We start from the raw sequence: 16,157 nt of genomic DNA on the forward strand, positions 1-16,157 counted from the left end.
ATCCTTGCCGCAAACCTGTATGCACCTGACTTTGAATAAAGCCGAATCGCGCCGCTTTACCATTGACAGCTGAACAGGGAGATTGACACGATCCTTTTGTACCAGAATCGTGCTCATCTCCCTGTCCTGTGAATACACAGGAGGGTTATTTCAAAGAACTTCTAATCCAATAGAGGCGATGCTTCATCCAAATTTAGGAAAAACATCGCCTTCACTGCAATATCAAACACTGTTTGAAGATCTGCAGTAAAGACCTAAAGCAGGCTATGAACCCGAACAGAACTCTACTGAAGATTATATTACACTATTGGAGAAGCTGCAAGACTGACTGTGATCTCTGGTTTGCCTGAGCTAACATGGCATTACTAGCCTGTGTCAGGATCTGGTTTTTTGTGAAATCAACAGTTTCTTGTGCCATGTCCAGGTCTCTTATTCGGGATTCAGCGGCCTGCAGGTTTTCTGCTCCGATGTCAATTCCCTTAATCGCCATTTCCAGTCTGTTCTGATAAGCACCCAGATCTGCTCTCTGTTTGTTAACAGTTTTAAGAGCGGAGTCCAGTACACCTATGTTTCTGTTAGACTGTTCGGGTGTTGAAATAGACATTATTTCACCACTACCGATCTGACGAAGACCAAGTGCTTCAGCAGTCATGGTTCCAATGTAAACCTGTTCTCTCTGATCCATATTGGCACCGATATGGAACCACATGGATGAAGTCACAGTGTTGAAACCGTTGTCGGCTGCAAACCGGCCAGTCAGCATATTCATGCCGTTAAATTGAGCATGTGATGCCACTCTGTCAAGTTCGTCAACAAGCTGGGAAACTTCTACCTGGATCTGCATTCTGTCTTCTGAGGTATAAATACCGTTGGAAGCTTGAATCGCCAGTTCTCTCACTCTCTGAATGATGTCAGTTGTTTCCTGGAGATAACCTTCAGAAGTCTGAATAAAGGAGATTCCATCTGCAGCATTTCGAGATGCCTGGTTCAAACCTCTGATCTGAGATCGCATTTTTTCAGATACAGCAAGTCCTGAAGCATCGTCGCCAGCCTTGTTGATACGCATACCTGAGGACAATTTCCCCATGTTGGCTGCGGTATTCGAGTTGGCGATTCCCAAGTTCCTGTTAGCACTCATAGCACTAATGTTGTGATTAATAATCATATATTCCTCCATGAATATTGTATTAGGGCATCCTTGCCCGGAGAGTTTTAATACCCTCTTAATTTCCTATCGTCATGGAGGTTGAAATAACTTGAAAAAAAATAAAGTTTTTTTTATTTATTCCGATTAGTCGGAGACCAAAAGATCGACTTTAGGTCTGTTCTGACTTTTTTTCAATAAAATTCAAATATTCTGCCGCTATAGTATCTTCCGGGTCCAGAGCAATCACGGTTCTGAAAAAAGCAGACGCTTCTTCCATCTTTTTTTCTTTTAGGGAAAGGATTCCCATGTTGGAAATTATTTTTAGATTTTCAGCATCTAGTGACAGGGCTTCTTCCAGATATTTGCGGCTCTCATCGTAATTTCCCAGCTCTAAACTGCATATAGCCAGCTCATTTAGAATGTCGGGGTGAGGACCTTTTAGTTCTGCTGCTTGTTTAAAGCTTAAGAGGCCTTCTTCAAATTGTGACATTTTCCGGAGCGCCCAGCCTTTAAGAAACCAGGCATTCCAAACATTTTTATTTTCATTCAAAAATTGGTCAATAAGATCCAAGCCTTCCTGATTCTTGTCTTCACTAACGAGTCTGTATGCACTTCTATATATTTCATTGGTGTCTTTCAATTCAGAACATTCCCGCATCAATTTTTCGGCTTCGCTGCGCTTTTGTTCATCTTCTCCCATACTCAGGTAGCTGGAAGAGAGTTCATAAGATCTTTTGAAATCCTGTTTGTTGTAGTAGAACCAGGCGGCATTGAAGTAAATATCAGGTAAATCTTCAGCCTGCTCAATTAAGTTGGCATAAAGAGATTCTATCTGATTTTCCAGCTCTACATAGGGGGCGGAGAATTTATCCTTTATTTCTCCTAGTTTATTCTCATAGAGTAGGACCAGGTTTAAATGGCTTCGGATATCCTGGGGATTCAGTCCAATAAGAGCCAGAAAAATTTCTTCTGCCAGATCAAAATCAGAGCTTTGTGCCTTAATTATTGCAGATTGAGTTAACTCCGCTGTGATATCAGGCTTTGAAGAATGAATGAAATTTCTGTAGTAGGGTAGGTTCTCATTTTCAGGATCGTAGGCCAGAACCTTCAGCATTCCAGAAATAATCATTTCCCAACTGAGGTCTTCTGATTTCCAACTGGAAGGATCTACACCTTCGGGGATTTCAATGGGTATGAGTACCGAAGGATCGAGATCGAGGGTTCCAATTTTATGGCTTATATTTTCAGGTATTGAAATATATACAATTTGATTGAGTTTATAATTTTTTTCCATTCTTACAATGTAACGGATTAGCGCTTAAGAAGGAAGTTATTTATCATCACTTTGTAAGCTAAAGGCAACGCTTCCAGGGGAAAATGGATGGCAATGGCTGCCAGATCTCTTCTTCCCTGTACTTCTTCAAAACGAAGGATTTGACCTTCGATGCTGATATATTCACCTTTACTGTTGATTATCTTTAGTTCGGCCGCTTTATTGATAAGAAATTTTGCATTTCCAGGAACAATCACCTTAGCACCGGAAAAAGATAAATCTCTCAATATACCCTTTCTTGGAAGACTGTCCACAAGAAGAACACAGTTCTTTGATCCGAGATCCAGTTTTTTCATGCTGTCAGCGGTTACTAAAACACGGTCTTCTTTTCTTTTAGTAGCATTTACATTGGCTTCCAATAGAAAACCGAGTATTTCTATGAGATCATCAGGTGGTCTTGTAGAGTAGGTGAGTGTGCTGAAATAAAGATCGGGCTGATTTGCAGAATACTTTGTGAAATTGCTCAGTCGTCCCTGTATAAAAAAATTCAGCTCCACAGGTTTAGGCTGATCATCTCTTAAAAATGAGAGTCTGAGAGAGATGTTCGGCTCTTCTTCAATGATATTGCTGACCATCGTATCGGTTAAAGAGACAAGAATCCTGGCAGATTCGAGGCTGGTTGCATAGAGTAGGCAGGCATGGGGACCTTCCTTCAATTTCAGAAATACTTTCTTTGGCTGCAAACCTGTGCTCTTAATTACTTCCTTATTAAAAGTAACTTCAATGCTGCGATATTTATTGTAGAGATCCTTAATGATCTGGTTCGTTACTATGGCCATATGGATGGGTGAATTCTAACGATATTTGGTCTTGTGGTCAATTGAAAACAAAAATGAATCGAAAAAACCCGCAGTGCCGTTTTGGGAACTCATCCTCTTGAACTCAACTGTTCAAGTGGGCTTCCGTTCCAAGACATCCTGTTTCTCCGCAATGGGATAACAATTCAGTCATAGGCATTCTGGAATCCCATGGATATAACTTGTCGCAAGAGAAATATCCCTATAAACACGTACACCGCAGGTAAAAATTATTCGTTTACATTAGTTTCAAGTACATCAATCACTCTTTGAAAAGCCCTGTCTACTTCTTCTGTAATCAGAATGTCAGTTTGAGGGAGAGTTTCTTCTGAAGTTGCATTGAATTGTGAGTTTTTAAGGCTGATCAGTTCATCTACGATGTAGATGCTTGACAGGATGGAAAGCTTCAGTTGATCTACTGATTTGTGCTTATCCCTCGTTTCCTCAATTTTTTTGTTTAAAAACCAGATGACCTGCTTGAGCTGGGTAGAATTTTCCTTTGCTTTAAAGGTTAGATTCACACCCAATATATTTACTTTAAGCAGGTCATCTTTCATTTCTTAGAATATTTCCAGGTTCTTTGGATATCCTGAGTTTTTGTCTTCTTCAGATTTGATTTCTGCGGTTTCATCAATTTCTGATTCTGCTGGGTCTGTAGTATCCTCAAAAGAAGACTCTACCACTGCCGCTGATTCTTCAACGACAGGGGCTTCGTTCTGAGAATTTTCTGATTCAATTTCAAACTGTTCGGATTGATTGCCTGATTCATCACTATCAGCCTCTTCGCTGTCATTCTCATCATCTGAAACTTCCTCTGACGCACTCGCATCATTGGAATCTTCTGATAAGCTGACTTCAATAGTTTCCTCTTCAGATTCTTCTTCTTGGGAAGATTCCTCTTCAAGAATCACTTCGGGCTGTGCAATTTCAGTATCTTCACTAGCTGAAATAGCTTCAGAAGGTATCTCTTCATCAGCAGTCTCATCATCTCCGCTTTCATCATCCAGTTCGTCAAACTGGTTAAGCGCTCCAATAATCCCTTTTTCAATCACTTCATGCTCACTGGTCAGTGATGATTTCTGGCTTTCCAGCTCAGAGATTCTTTCTTCCAGAAGATTCAATTCCTCTTTCAGATCACTATTTTCTCTTTTCAGCTTTTTAATTAATTGAACTGCGTCGCTGACTTTTGTTTCCAGTAACTGAACTTGATCGAATGTTATCATTGAATTATTACGCTCCTAAAGAAGTTTTAGCTTTTTCTACAAGTGCAGAAAATGCTTTGGGATCTTCGATTGCCATATTTGACAGAGATTTTCTATTGATCTCAATATTGGCAATGTTCAATCCATTGATAAATCTTGAATAACTGATCCCTTCTGCTCTACATGCTGCAGAGATTCTGGCAATCCAAAGCTGACGGAAATCCCGTTTCCGGACTTTTCTGTCTCTATAGGCATACTGTCCTGCTTTGGCTACAGCGTCTTTGGCAACCCGGTGTAGTTTACTCCGGCGTCCCCAATATCCTTTCGCTTCTTTAAGAATCTTTTTTCTATGATCCTTTCTTTTTGTACCGTGTACTGCTCTAGGCATTCTTCAATCCCTTCCTTAACCGTAAGGCAATAAAATTTTCAGTCTTGGAATCTCAGTTTTACTGATCACATCAGGATGTCTGAGTTTCCTCTTTCTCTTGGCTGACTTTTTGGTCAGGATGTGGCGGGTAGCCTGTTTCTTATACTTGGCTTTACCTGTGCCGGTCATCTTAAACCGTTTTGCAGCACTTCTACGTGTCTTCATCTTAGGCATATGAATCCCTCTATTATTTTTTCTGTTTCGGGCTCAGCATCATAGACATGAACCTACCCTCCTGACGGGGAGGGCTGTCTATAACGAATGAACCTTCTTCCAGCAGTTCAATCAATTTATCTAGAACAACACGTCCTAATTCCGTATGAGCCATTTCTCGGCCACGGAAACGAATTGTTACTTTTACTTTATTTCCTTCACCAAGGAATTCCTGAACATGTTTTGTTTTGAATGCAAGATCATGTTTTTCAATCTTGGGCTGCATACGGACTTCTTTCAGCTTAACAAGTTTCTGCTTTTTCTTCTGTTCCCGGTTCTTTTTATCCAGGTCAAATTTATATTTTCCGTAATCCAGGATTTTACACACAGGGGGCTTTGATTGAGGAGCTACTTCTACCAGATCTGCACCGACCTCTTTTGCCATTTCCAGAGCTTCTCTGGTGGACACAATGCCCTTCTGATTTCCCTCATTATCTATGAGTCTTACTTCTCTCACCCTAATCTGCTCATTAATCCTTAAATCTTTAACAGCCAACATTCCTCCTTGGAATTATTCTGATTTGAATAATACTCTTCCTTAACAAAATTAGTGAAAATATAACATGATCGCCTTAGAAGAGTCAAAGGGCATAAATCTCACTAATCACGGGAATATAAAGGAATTAAGCAGTTGTGTCCAGACTGTATTCAAAGAGTTAAAAGATAGTTCTTGCAAGATTCTTGTGCAATCCTCTAATTCATGATAATAATAGCCCCAATATGGTACTTTTTTTAATAACATTAATGCCGCTTTTCTACTGGGCAGTTCAGTACATTTTCGATAATAGTAATGTGCGTTTCCCCGATAGGGTTCTTCCTTTCTTCTATGGCTTTCTCGCTGCCATACCCATTGTGCTTTTGCAATGGGCTCTGGATGTGTATTTTCCACTTCAATGGAATCCTCTAGGCATATTCATGTACTGTTTTTTCAATAAAGAAGGTTTTATCATCTATCCTTTGCTTCTTTTACTGTTCTTTACATTTAAGAAAAAATCTTACAATGGAATTCCACTAAGGGAACTCACAGCATGGTTCTGTGGTTATTATTTCATGTTTTCCCTGAGTGAATCACTAATACTAGATGGAGCCATGACACCCTTTGGAGCGGTATTAAACCCCTTAATTAGACTCTTTACACTCATGATATTGTCAACTCTGCTTGTAAGAGCTTTGCATGAAGCGATATCAAAAAAGAAATATTTGTATACAAGTCTCTACTTTTTGGCTCCGGTGGTCCTCAACTTTCTACCCGTATTTCATTTGATCAATAATTCAATCCTTTTCTATTTAATGTTTTTTCTCATTGGGATTCTTTCAGTAGTCCTTTATCTGCTGGAATCACGGGGAAAAATTTCTTGAGCGTCTTTTGAGGGTGAACCGGGTCCGTTATTTACTAATTTTTCTGATCCTTGCTTCTACAATATCCTGTAAGCAGGAACGCATTCTTGTTTTATCAGATCCTGTTTTTGATCTGTTTGCCTCTGAGCAAATTTTTTTCTACCCTGTGAGGAAGTCAATATTTTTCCTCACTCAGGGATTTATACCAGAATTCCTTGAGTATTCATCCACTGAAGAATATAAGGACTCCGTACAGGTTAAATTAGATAGTGGTCAATACGGCGGAATTGTTACCACCTATTTTAATTATCATAGTTTTTCTTTACCAGAAAATATGAAAGCCGTACTCATCGGAGGTTCTAAGGACATCCGCTATCCTGGATTTTCCCAGATTGTCAGTACTGATTTGGAGGCCCTGAGGCATCTGAGTTCTTATCTGCACAGTAAATGGCAAGAAGAGGGCTTGATTCCACTTGTTGTCCTATGGGAAGAGCCCGGCCTGAATGAGTTGACCAAAGAGGCACTTCTTTATTCCTGGAAAGAAGAAGAACGACATATTATGACTGACAACTGGATTAGCTTTAGTGCTTCAGACGGGGATCGTCAAAACAGACTGGAGGCGTTCTTTCAGAAATATGATCTGGATTCTCAGGAATATATTGTCTTTGGAGGAGCACCTCTCCTCTTTTCTGAGTTTTTTGATGCTCTCCCCAGGGATGAGCATCTATCTCTAATATTGACGATTCCGGACAATCCTGTACTTCCTGAGGGAACTAAGGGTATAATAAGTCCTGATTACAAAAACCTCATAAAAGAGAGTGTTCGGGCCTTGAAAATGGATTTTCAGGATGATATTCGAGAAATTGAAAATATCTTCATAAAGAAGTAAATGCTTATTTTATGGAGAATAATTTTATTCAACAAGGGGAATAAAAACCAAAAAATGGTTTGACATGAAATCCCCTGAGAAATATAATTCATTTGAATAAGAATAAATTGTTTCTTTGATAATTAATAAGGAGTTTAGAATGAGACGTAGCTGCCTGTTGATTTCAGGCTTAATGGTGCTGTTGACTCTTAGTACAGGTTTCCTGTTCGCTGATGAGAAAACTCTCAAGCTGGAATCTATTGTTGTTGAAAGTTTTGATGGTCCAGGTGTTTCTACGTATGCCGATGGGTCTGCTGTTAATTGGCAGGTGAGGGGAAGTAAATTCTCAACAGAGGATTTTCCTAAAATGACCTATGTAGCAAACGAATGGCCTGATGACCTTTTCGGACCCAATCCTGAAAATGCCGATGAGCTTCAGGTAATTGGTGTAAATACCAGATTTGATAGAATGGGATATAATCAGGTTGAGATTATCCCCGGTGTTGGAGAAGGTGATAACTGGGTTGCAAAACCTTTGGACTTGCCCGGAAGAATTAAGACCGTGGATCTTTGGGTCTGGGGTTCAAATTTCAAGTACAGCATTGAAATGCATTTTATCGACTATGAAGGATTGGCCTACAGATTAGATCTGATTCAGTCTGATTACAAAAGAAATCCTGGAAGTCTAAACTTTACCGGTTGGAAGAATATGTACACTGATATACCCAATTATATCAGACAGTCTGTTGTTTATAAGCCTGAGCATAAGGGCTTGAGAATGACTAAGATTGTTATTTATACACACCCTTCTGAAAAAGTAGACAATTTCTATGTTTATCTTGATAATCTTAAAGTCCTGACTGACAGACATGAAAGCTTTTACGATGGTTTTGGTTTGACTGCACCCGATAGGATTGCCGAAATCTGGGGTGAAGAGAACGGTGGAGGAGAATAATCAATGAAGAAAATTATACTACTAACACTTGTATTGACTGTTGCCTTTTCAGGGATTATTTTTGCCCAGAATGCGGGTGAGCCTAATGCTGCGGAGATTGGGGTAAGTTCTGCACAGCAGAAGCTGAAAGAAATCTCAATTTCTAAAATGGAAGATGCCGGTCTTTGGTATGGCATAATGCCTGCAGACGAAGGAATCATGCAGTTGAGACGCTTTGAAGCATCTCCTTTGGATAAAGAGCCTATTGAAGGTGAAGAAGAATCAGGTATCGTTGAAGCGGATGACTATGTTGTGGGTGCAAAGGTTTCCTTTTACAGAAGAAGTATGAGTACTTTTTCTATTCGCCCCATCAGACCTCTTCCTGTAGAAGGTATTGCAAAAACAATCTCAGTTTGGGTTGCCGGTAGAAATACAAACCATGTTCTTCAGCTTGAGATTTCTGACCATTTTGGTAATACAGCGTATATCAATATGGGAAAACTCAATTTTGTTGGTTGGAAAAAGATTACCGTGTCTGTGCCTCCTTCTATCGTTCAGCGTGATTATCATTACTATAACAAAATGGGAATTACAGTTGAAGGTTTCAACATTCTTTGTGATCTAGATGAGACCTATGGTAACTACTATATCTATCTGGATGACTTGAGAGCCGTTTCTGACTTGTTTGCAGAAGAAAGCAGGGATGAAGACGATCTCATAGATGCATGGTGATTTAAACTCTTTTTAAGATAATCGGGGCTACCATTTCGGTAGCCCTTTTTTTAGGACAATTTTAAAAAAGCCTTAAGATTCTTATCTACCCTAGGGATCAAATCATCCACATCTATATTCTTTTCAAGTGCAATGCATTCGTATGTATAAGCAATCAGACCGGGGTGGTTGTCCCGTCCTCTTTTGGGATGAGGAGCGAGGTAGGGTGCATCTGTTTCTACTAGAATTCTATCCAATGGAACTATCTTGAGAGAGTCTCTAATATCAGAAGCATTTTTAAAAGTGACATTCCCTGCATAGGATATATAAAATCCTTTTTCGAGTGCGACCTCTGCCAGCCTTTTGTTTCCTGGAAAGCAATGAAGTACCGCAGGTGTTTTAAAATCTCTTTCAAGAATCCAATGGATCATCTCATCTTCTGCATTTCGAATGTGAAAAATCAGAGGTTTTTCAGTTTCTTGGGAAATTTCATAGTGAGTATTGAGTAAAGCCTTTTGATCAGGGAGAGGAGAATATTCTCTAAAGAGATCCAATCCTGTTTCGCCTATGGCTTTCACAAGAGGATGATTGATCTGCTCCTTCAGAATCTCTATAAAATTATCAGGCCAGCTGTTTTTCGGGATATTGGGGTGGATACCGGCAGCAAAATAGAGTTGTTCATAATGATCAGCCCAGAATATACGTTCTGAGAAGTCATCTAGCTGTACCCCGGCATCCAGGAGTATTCCAGCACCTGCATCCTTAAGCGTTCGAAATAGAAGTTCTATGTCCATCTCTCTCCGCTTCATTTCCATAATGTGAAAATGACTGTCACTCATTCCCATTTTAAAATTATCTACCATTGTATTCCTCTCAAAAAAAAATCCCTGCATTGCTGCAGGGATTCGAATTACGAGAAAATTATCTCGGTTTACGCCTTTCCGGCAGATCCCAGAACATTTTCATTTTTACCCTTGTACATAACAACAAGTGCATCTCTGGCAGGACCAATATACTTTCTAGGGTCAAATTCGCCAGGTTTTTCGGCTAATACTTTTCTAATAGCCGCTGTCATAACCAGTCGTCCATCAGAGTCTATGTTGATTTTACAAACAGCGGAAGCAGCAGCTTCTCTCAGCTGAGATTCAGGGATACCAACGGCATCATCCAGTTTTCCACCAAATTTGTTGATTGTATCAACTTCCGCCTGTGGGACAGAGGAAGATCCATGAAGAACAATGGGGAATCCAGGGATTCTTTTTTCAATTTCTTTGAGGATGTCAAACCGGAGGGGAGGGGGTACAAGTACGCCTTCTGCATTTCTTTCACACTGGGAAGGTGTAAACTTGTTGGCACCGTGTGAGGTTCCGATAGAAATAGCCAGTGAGTCAACATTGGTTTTTTTGACGAAGTCTTCAACTTCGCTTGGTTTGGTATAGGTAGATTTTTCTGCAACAACATCATCTTCTACACCGGCAAGAACTCCCAGTTCTCCTTCCACTGTTACATCAAACTGATGTGCATACTCTACTACTTTTTTTGTGAGTGCAACATTTTCTTCGTATGAGTGATGTGATCCATCGATCATAACTGAAGAAAATCCATTGTCTATACAGTCTTTACACAATTCAAAGGTATCACCATGGTCCAAGTGAAGGGCGATAGGTATTTCATATCCCAGTTCTTTTGCATATTCAACTGCTCCTCTTGCCATGTTTCGCAGAAGAGTAGCATTGGCATACTTCCGTGCACCGGAAGAAACCTGCAGAATAACAGGTGATTTTGTCTCTACACATGCCTGGATAATAGCCTGAAGCTGTTCCAGATTGTTGAAATTGTAAGCAGGAACGGCATATCCACCGTCTACAGCTTTTTTAAACATCTCTCTTGTATTTGCTAATCCAAGATCTTTATAGCTTGTCATCATTTACTCCTTATAAAAGTAACGCACATTTTGTATGTTTAAAATATAGGCATCCTCAAAAATACTGTCAAGGGAAGAGATCAATAAAACCTTACCGATTCAAAGAATGAGACTAATTAATTCATTTTTAAATACAGAGGTCAATTCTGTAAGAAAATGATTGACCAAGCTAGTTCAGACATGTAATATAGCCATGGTGTTGCCGGTGTGGTGGAATTGGTAGACACCCGAGACTTAAAATCTCGTGGGCGCAAGCCCGTACCGGTTCAAGTCCGGTCACCGGCACAAACTTGAAAAGGCTGATTTGCGAATAGCAGATCAGCCTTTTTTTATGTTCTCATTTACGACAAAAGTATTGGTAAAGGTTTTTAGTATTCAAAAATCTTCCATATGAAATAGCCCTGCAGATTATGAAATCTTAGAAATCAGCACTATGTTTGCACATACTGCTGATAAATGAGACTTGACTGGTTGTGGATCAGGGATGTTTCCTAACACTTTTTGTCAAATCATCTTTGAATTTTTTGATCATGATTAATAATAGCGCACAAGGTTAATTGCGCTAAGCGCTACTATTTTTGAATAAGCCCATGAGTAAGCTGGAAGGTATCCAAGCCCTTTCCGTTGCCAGAGAGTCTACAATAAGTACGGCAACGGTACGGAAACCAACTATATCTATGATGAAAACCACTGCTGGCTAAGCAAAATCAAAACATCTCTAACACTTCCGGTGACTTCTACCAGATCACCTCGGCAGTAGGAAACTACGACTATCACAACGGCGGAGGAGTAGTAACCCGGGACAGTTCATATACGCCAACCTTTTCTTATGATAAAATAGAAAACATGTTGATCAAGCTAAGCAGCAAAGACAGCAGCAGCTCGGGCCTGAGCACCCTCGACTACAACAACACCTTCTCCTACTATGCCGACGCCCCTCACAGGGTAGAAGTCATAGCTAACAAGTACTATCGCTACGACCTTAACGGCAACCTGGAAGAAACCTTCTTCTTCGACAGCATGTGGAGCGTCTGCGGCACAGAATCAACTGACGGCCTCAGTCAGAGCAAGAACATCTACGTGGGAGAAACCAGGATATCCACCAAGCTGAACTTCCCGGAAAGCGACCTAGGCTACGAGACACTGAACACTTACTACTATCACACGGTCCACCAGTTGTCATCGAATGTGGTAACAGATCCTGACGGTGAGGTCTACGAACACCTGGAGTACACCCCATACGGTGAGATGTGGGTGGAAGACCAGACAACGGAAGACCTTGATAAGATTCCCTACGGCTTTACAGGCAAGGAGTGGGATGAAGAGACGAACCTCTATTACATGTCTGCAAGGTATCAGGATCCCATGACGAGCAGGTGGATTTCGGCAGATCCGGCTGGGGCTAAGCTTGTTAATCCGAATAGCAGCCAGTTTATATTAATCGGTTCAATCAACTGGTATAGCTATACTGAAAACAATCCCCTTAAGTATTTAGATCCGACGGGTTTTAAGCCAGTTAATTTCAATACAAATACAATGCAGAGTTTCACTGGAAATATTCCTAATACTACAACTCCTTTCGGAAAGGAAGGATGTACATTTTCTGGTATGTCAGGTGTCGTTGATGATTATCGAGCTAAAAATGGTCTTGAGAAAATTGACTGGCAGGATAAACTTGATAGCGATAAAATGAATGATTATTTCGACGATGACGGAAAATTGAAGAGGGATAAGTTCCTTAAAGATTTTACAGATGATGGTTTAGCGGTACTGGAAGACACACGGGATACAGGTAATGATTCTTCCAAAGTTATCGATGATGCTGTTAAGGATGAGGACAATGACTTTTATCTTTTAGGACGAGGTGATATTACCAAGGGACCTGGTAAGGGTGGAGAGCATGAAATCGGTATCTCTGGAGTAACGGGTAGTGATATTAACCAGATAGATACTAGTGATAATGATCAATACCGAAACTACACAACAGATGGGCAGAACAAAATTGATCGAGTTATAAAGATTGGGGAGAAGGAAGAATGAGACTGATATTATTCCTTTTGTTTACGACATCATGCCTGTTTGCAGAATCTGTTGTTGAGTTGACATTGATAGATCATGATCGCGGCTTTTCGATTAACTATTATGACTCGCCAAACAAGGTATTAGAGAGTCTTGGTTCTGAAAGTAATTTTCTTTCAGAAGGCCAGACGAGAGGATGGTTTACCAATAAAGGTGATGGTTTTGAATTAAAAACGCTAGTTCTACCAAGTAAATATCCTATTAGAGGGAAAACTATTAGTCTTTATGAGATTCATTACTTGAAGATAACGAAGAGGTTTAGAACATTTAGAGATATTGGGATCGGATCAAGCGTAAAAGAAGTGGCTATGGCCTATCCTAATGCTATATTCTATATTCCTGGAGAGAAATATTGGCAGGATGAGTTCTGGACATTTGAAGATGGAAAGGCTACTCCCAAAGGACTAACCGCTGCTATCTATTGGGATTTTGGAACAAGTAAGCGTCCTGCAGACCTCTCAGGAGACCTTGAATACGGTTTTAGCTTCCGGTTTAATGATTCAGGATATGTAAATGAGATTGAAATGGGGAATATTGTTACCGAAAAGTAATTATACATCCATAAGAACCTGTTAACCTGCGCCCGAGACAACCTGCTTCACAATCTGAGTGGGCGTCAGGTTCAACATACTTCTTATGGTTCTCCATTTCATTTCTGCCGGAATGAAGTTAATGGATGATCGTAGTAAGATGTCTGCAGCGGTCAGTCCTTCGGCATGCAAATGAGACCGGTATTATATTGATATCATAGCGAAGGACATAAAAAGGGCAATTGTAACGGGAGAGTCCACCCCCATTAACGAACACCCAGCCCTCACAGGACAAAAAGGAACAGTAGGGGAGCCGAAGGCTGACCCCGCAGGAGCGAAGCTCCGAGGAGTCCTGGCCCCGAATGGTCCGACCCCACACCACGAGGTCTGGCATTTCCCGACCCGCGGACAAAGCCGAACAGGATGGAGGGGGACGGCGCCGGCGAGTTTCGCAGCACCGCAGGTGCGAGGACCTGTTTGAGCAAGGTGCTGTTCCCGTCCGATCCTGCTCATGATAAACTGTGTGGGGATTTTGCCAGAAGGAGAAACATGTTGACCAAGCTAAGCAGCGAAGACACCAGCAGCTCCGGCCTGAGCAGCCTCGACTACGACAACTTCTACTCCTACTACGCCGACGCTCCTCACAGGGTAGAAGTCATAGGCAACAAGTACTACCGCTACGACCTTAACGGCAACCTGGAAGAAGAAAGGGTAGGAGGCCACAGAAGCCTCCAGGACTACGACCAGGCCGAATACAACTTCAGAGACAACGTCACGGTAGCCAACCAGGCCTTCGCCTGGGACATAGACGGCGGAGATGACGATGACGTCTACAGCCGCCAGTTCGAATGGGATGAAGAGAACCGCCTGAAAGCGACGGTAGACCCCAACCACTGGACCGTCTACCGCTACGACCAGGACGGAGAAAGAACCCTCAAGTACTCAGACCTGGGAGAAACCCTCTACTTCGACAGCATGTGGAGCGTCTGTGACACCGAATCAACGGACGGCCTGAGGCAAAGCAAAAACATCTACGTGGGAGAAACCAGGATAGCCACCAAGCTGAACTTCCCGGACAGCGACCTGGGCTACGAGAAACTGAATACCTACTACTACCACACGGACCACTTATCGTCATCGAATGTGGTAACCGACCCGGACGGAGAGGTCTACGAACACCTGGAATACACCCCATACGGTGAGATGTGGATTGAGGATCAGAAGGCTGAAAACCTGGACAAGATCCCCTTCCGTTTTACCTCCAAAGAGTGGGATGAAGAGACTGGGCTTTATTACATGAGTGCCAGGTATCAGAATCCGATGACAAGCCGGTGGATTAGTGCTGACCCGGCGGGGTTCGGGTTGGTTAATCCTATGGGGGATAAGGGGAATCTGAAGAGTGGGTTCTCTGTGATAGAGAATGTAAATTGGTATAGTTACTCATCAAATAATCCTTTAAGATATGTAGATCCAAGTGGCCTTGATGATGTTGATGCAATTACTGGTGCACAACCTTCTTCCTCTTCGAAACCTGAATGGTTGGATAATAAGGCTATCAATCAACAACTTTATCAAACTAATATGGAGAATGATTTTTCTGATAAAATGAAGGATTTAAGAGGTACGCCTTATGACTTAGGAGGGAATAGTACTGATGGAACAGATTGTAGTGGATCAGTTTTATTAGCTTTAGAGCAAATGGGATTTGACACCGGGGATATGACTGCAAATACTATGGCTAGCGGCGATGTTCCTTGGATAGAGATATTAGATCCAAAGTCGTCAGTTGATCAGGGAACTCCTGGGATTTTGAATTTTTATTCCTGGGGTAAAAAGAAAATCCAGCATGTTAATGCCGGAGTCGGTTCCACGGTTAATGAAACAAACACGCAAGTTATTGATGCAACAGAAGGTGATTGGATGACGGCACGAAATGGCAATACAAACCAAATCTATCCTGCACAAGCAGGCTCTATAAATCAAACTTATGTACCTTATTCGACACGCACAAAACCTGATATTCAAGGAAGGATTAACTTTAATGCAATACCAAGAAAATAGATATTTTAAAAGAATTATCTTACTTTTATTACTTACATTACTTGTTTCTAGTTGTTTTGCTGAGTCAACTATTGGATTTTATACAAATGAATTAAGCTCAGAGAATTATAAGATAGTTGATGTTCTTTTTTGGGATTGGTTCCCTCAAAAAAAAGAGGTAGAAGATAACTACGATTCAGTGCAATTCTATTATAAGTCGAATAGAACTTATAAAGACTATTCTGGTACTGAAAAGGAGCTAGTTTTAGTTGGGTATTTAGTAGGTGTAAAAAATGAGACAAGATTTATTCTTGCAAAATATACTCCTACGGCTGTTTATGATGCAAATGGTAATACATTATCAGAAATACCAGAAACTTCGAAAATCTATAAAAGTATTATTGGATTGAATGGTGATATTTTAGAAGATCCAACAGCAGTAGCTCCAGTTATTGATAAGAATGGCGAAACAGAAGTGGATTCTTTTGCACTTTTGGAGTTTGATTTTGCGAATAATACAATGGTTAAGTATATTATTCAATTAGATTAAAAATGGATTCCCCATAACCATGTGTTAACCTGCGCCCGATAACTTCCTGCTTCACAACCGGAGA

General features: G+C 40.9%; 18 protein-coding genes, 1 tRNA gene and 1 other RNA gene. 9 read left to right on the forward strand and 11 right to left on the reverse strand.

The features are described 5' to 3' along the window. Window positions 1-304 precede the first annotated feature (304 nt). From EXM22_RS04115 to infC, 9 genes are all read right to left on the reverse strand, one after another. On the reverse strand, window positions 305-1,165 hold the full coding sequence (locus EXM22_RS04115) for a flagellin N-terminal helical domain-containing protein (RefSeq protein WP_149485295.1): 861 nt from the start codon (window positions 1,163-1,165) through the stop codon (window positions 305-307). Between the two features lie 151 nt (window positions 1,166-1,316). Beyond that, window positions 1,317-2,441, reverse strand: a complete 1,125-nt coding sequence (locus tag EXM22_RS04120) for a tetratricopeptide repeat protein (protein WP_149485296.1) — start codon at window positions 2,439-2,441, stop codon at window positions 1,317-1,319. A 17-nt stretch (window positions 2,442-2,458) separates the two neighbouring features. Then, on the reverse strand, window positions 2,459-3,259 hold the full coding sequence (locus EXM22_RS04125) for a PilZ domain-containing protein (protein WP_149485297.1): 801 nt from the start codon (window positions 3,257-3,259) through the stop codon (window positions 2,459-2,461). 61 nt (window positions 3,260-3,320) lie between these two features. Continuing rightward, window positions 3,321-3,506: non-coding RNA, 6S RNA (gene ssrS, locus EXM22_RS04130), on the reverse strand. A gap of 1 nt (window position 3,507) precedes the next feature. Next, window positions 3,508-3,834 (reverse strand): cell division protein ZapA, encoded by a 327-nt coding sequence (locus EXM22_RS04135; RefSeq protein WP_149485298.1) that lies wholly within the window; start codon window positions 3,832-3,834, stop codon window positions 3,508-3,510. 3 nt (window positions 3,835-3,837) lie between these two features. Continuing rightward, window positions 3,838-4,500, reverse strand: a complete 663-nt coding sequence (zapB, locus tag EXM22_RS04140; RefSeq protein WP_149485299.1) for a cell division protein ZapB — start codon at window positions 4,498-4,500, stop codon at window positions 3,838-3,840. 7 nt (window positions 4,501-4,507) lie between these two features. Beyond that, window positions 4,508-4,867, reverse strand: coding sequence for a 50S ribosomal protein L20 (gene rplT / locus EXM22_RS04145; protein WP_149485300.1), 360 nt, complete (start codon window positions 4,865-4,867; stop codon window positions 4,508-4,510). Between the two features lie 15 nt (window positions 4,868-4,882). Further along, complete coding sequence (gene rpmI, locus EXM22_RS04150; protein WP_149485301.1) at window positions 4,883-5,080, reverse strand: 50S ribosomal protein L35; 198 nt, start codon at window positions 5,078-5,080, stop codon at window positions 4,883-4,885. 13 nt (window positions 5,081-5,093) lie between these two features. Then, a complete protein-coding gene (gene infC, locus EXM22_RS04155) occupies window positions 5,094-5,618 on the reverse strand; it encodes a translation initiation factor IF-3 (protein WP_149485302.1) in 525 nt (174 codons plus the stop codon). Between the two features lie 293 nt (window positions 5,619-5,911). Between infC and EXM22_RS04160 the strand changes: the two genes are divergently transcribed. The 4 genes from EXM22_RS04160 to EXM22_RS04175 all read left to right on the forward strand — a co-directional run bounded on the left by EXM22_RS04160 (window position 5,912) and on the right by EXM22_RS04175 (window position 8,991). After that, window positions 5,912-6,478, forward strand: coding sequence for a hypothetical protein (locus EXM22_RS04160; protein ID WP_210411549.1), 567 nt, complete (start codon window positions 5,912-5,914; stop codon window positions 6,476-6,478). A gap of 7 nt (window positions 6,479-6,485) precedes the next feature. Further along, on the forward strand, window positions 6,486-7,346 hold the full coding sequence (locus EXM22_RS04165) for a hypothetical protein (RefSeq protein ID WP_149485304.1): 861 nt from the start codon (window positions 6,486-6,488) through the stop codon (window positions 7,344-7,346). A 139-nt stretch (window positions 7,347-7,485) separates the two neighbouring features. After that, a complete protein-coding gene (locus tag EXM22_RS04170; RefSeq protein ID WP_149485305.1) occupies window positions 7,486-8,280 on the forward strand; it encodes a flagellar filament outer layer protein FlaA in 795 nt (264 codons plus the stop codon). Window positions 8,281-8,283: 3 nt separating this feature from the next. Next, window positions 8,284-8,991 carry a flagellar filament outer layer protein FlaA gene (locus EXM22_RS04175; protein ID WP_149485306.1) on the forward strand — a complete coding sequence of 236 codons (708 nt, stop codon included), beginning with the start codon at window positions 8,284-8,286 and terminating at the stop codon, window positions 8,989-8,991. A gap of 50 nt (window positions 8,992-9,041) precedes the next feature. Here EXM22_RS04175 and EXM22_RS04180 read toward each other — a convergent pair whose 3' ends face one another. Continuing rightward, on the reverse strand, window positions 9,042-9,833 hold the full coding sequence (locus tag EXM22_RS04180; RefSeq protein ID WP_168203333.1) for a TatD family hydrolase: 792 nt from the start codon (window positions 9,831-9,833) through the stop codon (window positions 9,042-9,044). A 68-nt stretch (window positions 9,834-9,901) separates the two neighbouring features. Further along, entirely contained in the window at window positions 9,902-10,894 is a 993-nt protein-coding gene (locus EXM22_RS04185; RefSeq protein ID WP_149487926.1) for a class II fructose-bisphosphate aldolase, read from the reverse strand. A gap of 201 nt (window positions 10,895-11,095) precedes the next feature. Between EXM22_RS04185 and EXM22_RS04190 the strand changes: the two genes are divergently transcribed. The 5 genes from EXM22_RS04190 to EXM22_RS04210 all read left to right on the forward strand — a co-directional run bounded on the left by EXM22_RS04190 (window position 11,096) and on the right by EXM22_RS04210 (window position 16,093). After that, window positions 11,096-11,179 (forward strand) — tRNA-Leu (locus EXM22_RS04190). A 561-nt stretch (window positions 11,180-11,740) separates the two neighbouring features. Beyond that, complete coding sequence (locus EXM22_RS04195) at window positions 11,741-12,934, forward strand: RHS repeat-associated core domain-containing protein (protein WP_149485308.1); 1,194 nt, start codon at window positions 11,741-11,743, stop codon at window positions 12,932-12,934. Then, complete coding sequence (locus tag EXM22_RS04200) at window positions 12,931-13,524, forward strand: hypothetical protein (protein WP_149485309.1); 594 nt, start codon at window positions 12,931-12,933, stop codon at window positions 13,522-13,524. Before EXM22_RS04195 ends, EXM22_RS04200 begins: the two co-directional genes overlap by 4 nt. A gap of 528 nt (window positions 13,525-14,052) precedes the next feature. Further along, window positions 14,053-15,564 (forward strand): RHS repeat-associated core domain-containing protein, encoded by a 1,512-nt coding sequence (locus EXM22_RS04205; protein WP_168203334.1) that lies wholly within the window; start codon window positions 14,053-14,055, stop codon window positions 15,562-15,564. Next, window positions 15,545-16,093 (forward strand): hypothetical protein, encoded by a 549-nt coding sequence (locus EXM22_RS04210; RefSeq protein WP_149485311.1) that lies wholly within the window; start codon window positions 15,545-15,547, stop codon window positions 16,091-16,093. Before EXM22_RS04205 ends, EXM22_RS04210 begins: the two co-directional genes overlap by 20 nt. The last annotated feature ends 64 nt before the right edge of the window (window positions 16,094-16,157 follow it).

The sequence above is a fragment of the Oceanispirochaeta crateris genome (assembly GCF_008329965.1).
Classification (GTDB): domain Bacteria; phylum Spirochaetota; class Spirochaetia; order DSM-2461; family DSM-2461; genus Oceanispirochaeta; species Oceanispirochaeta crateris.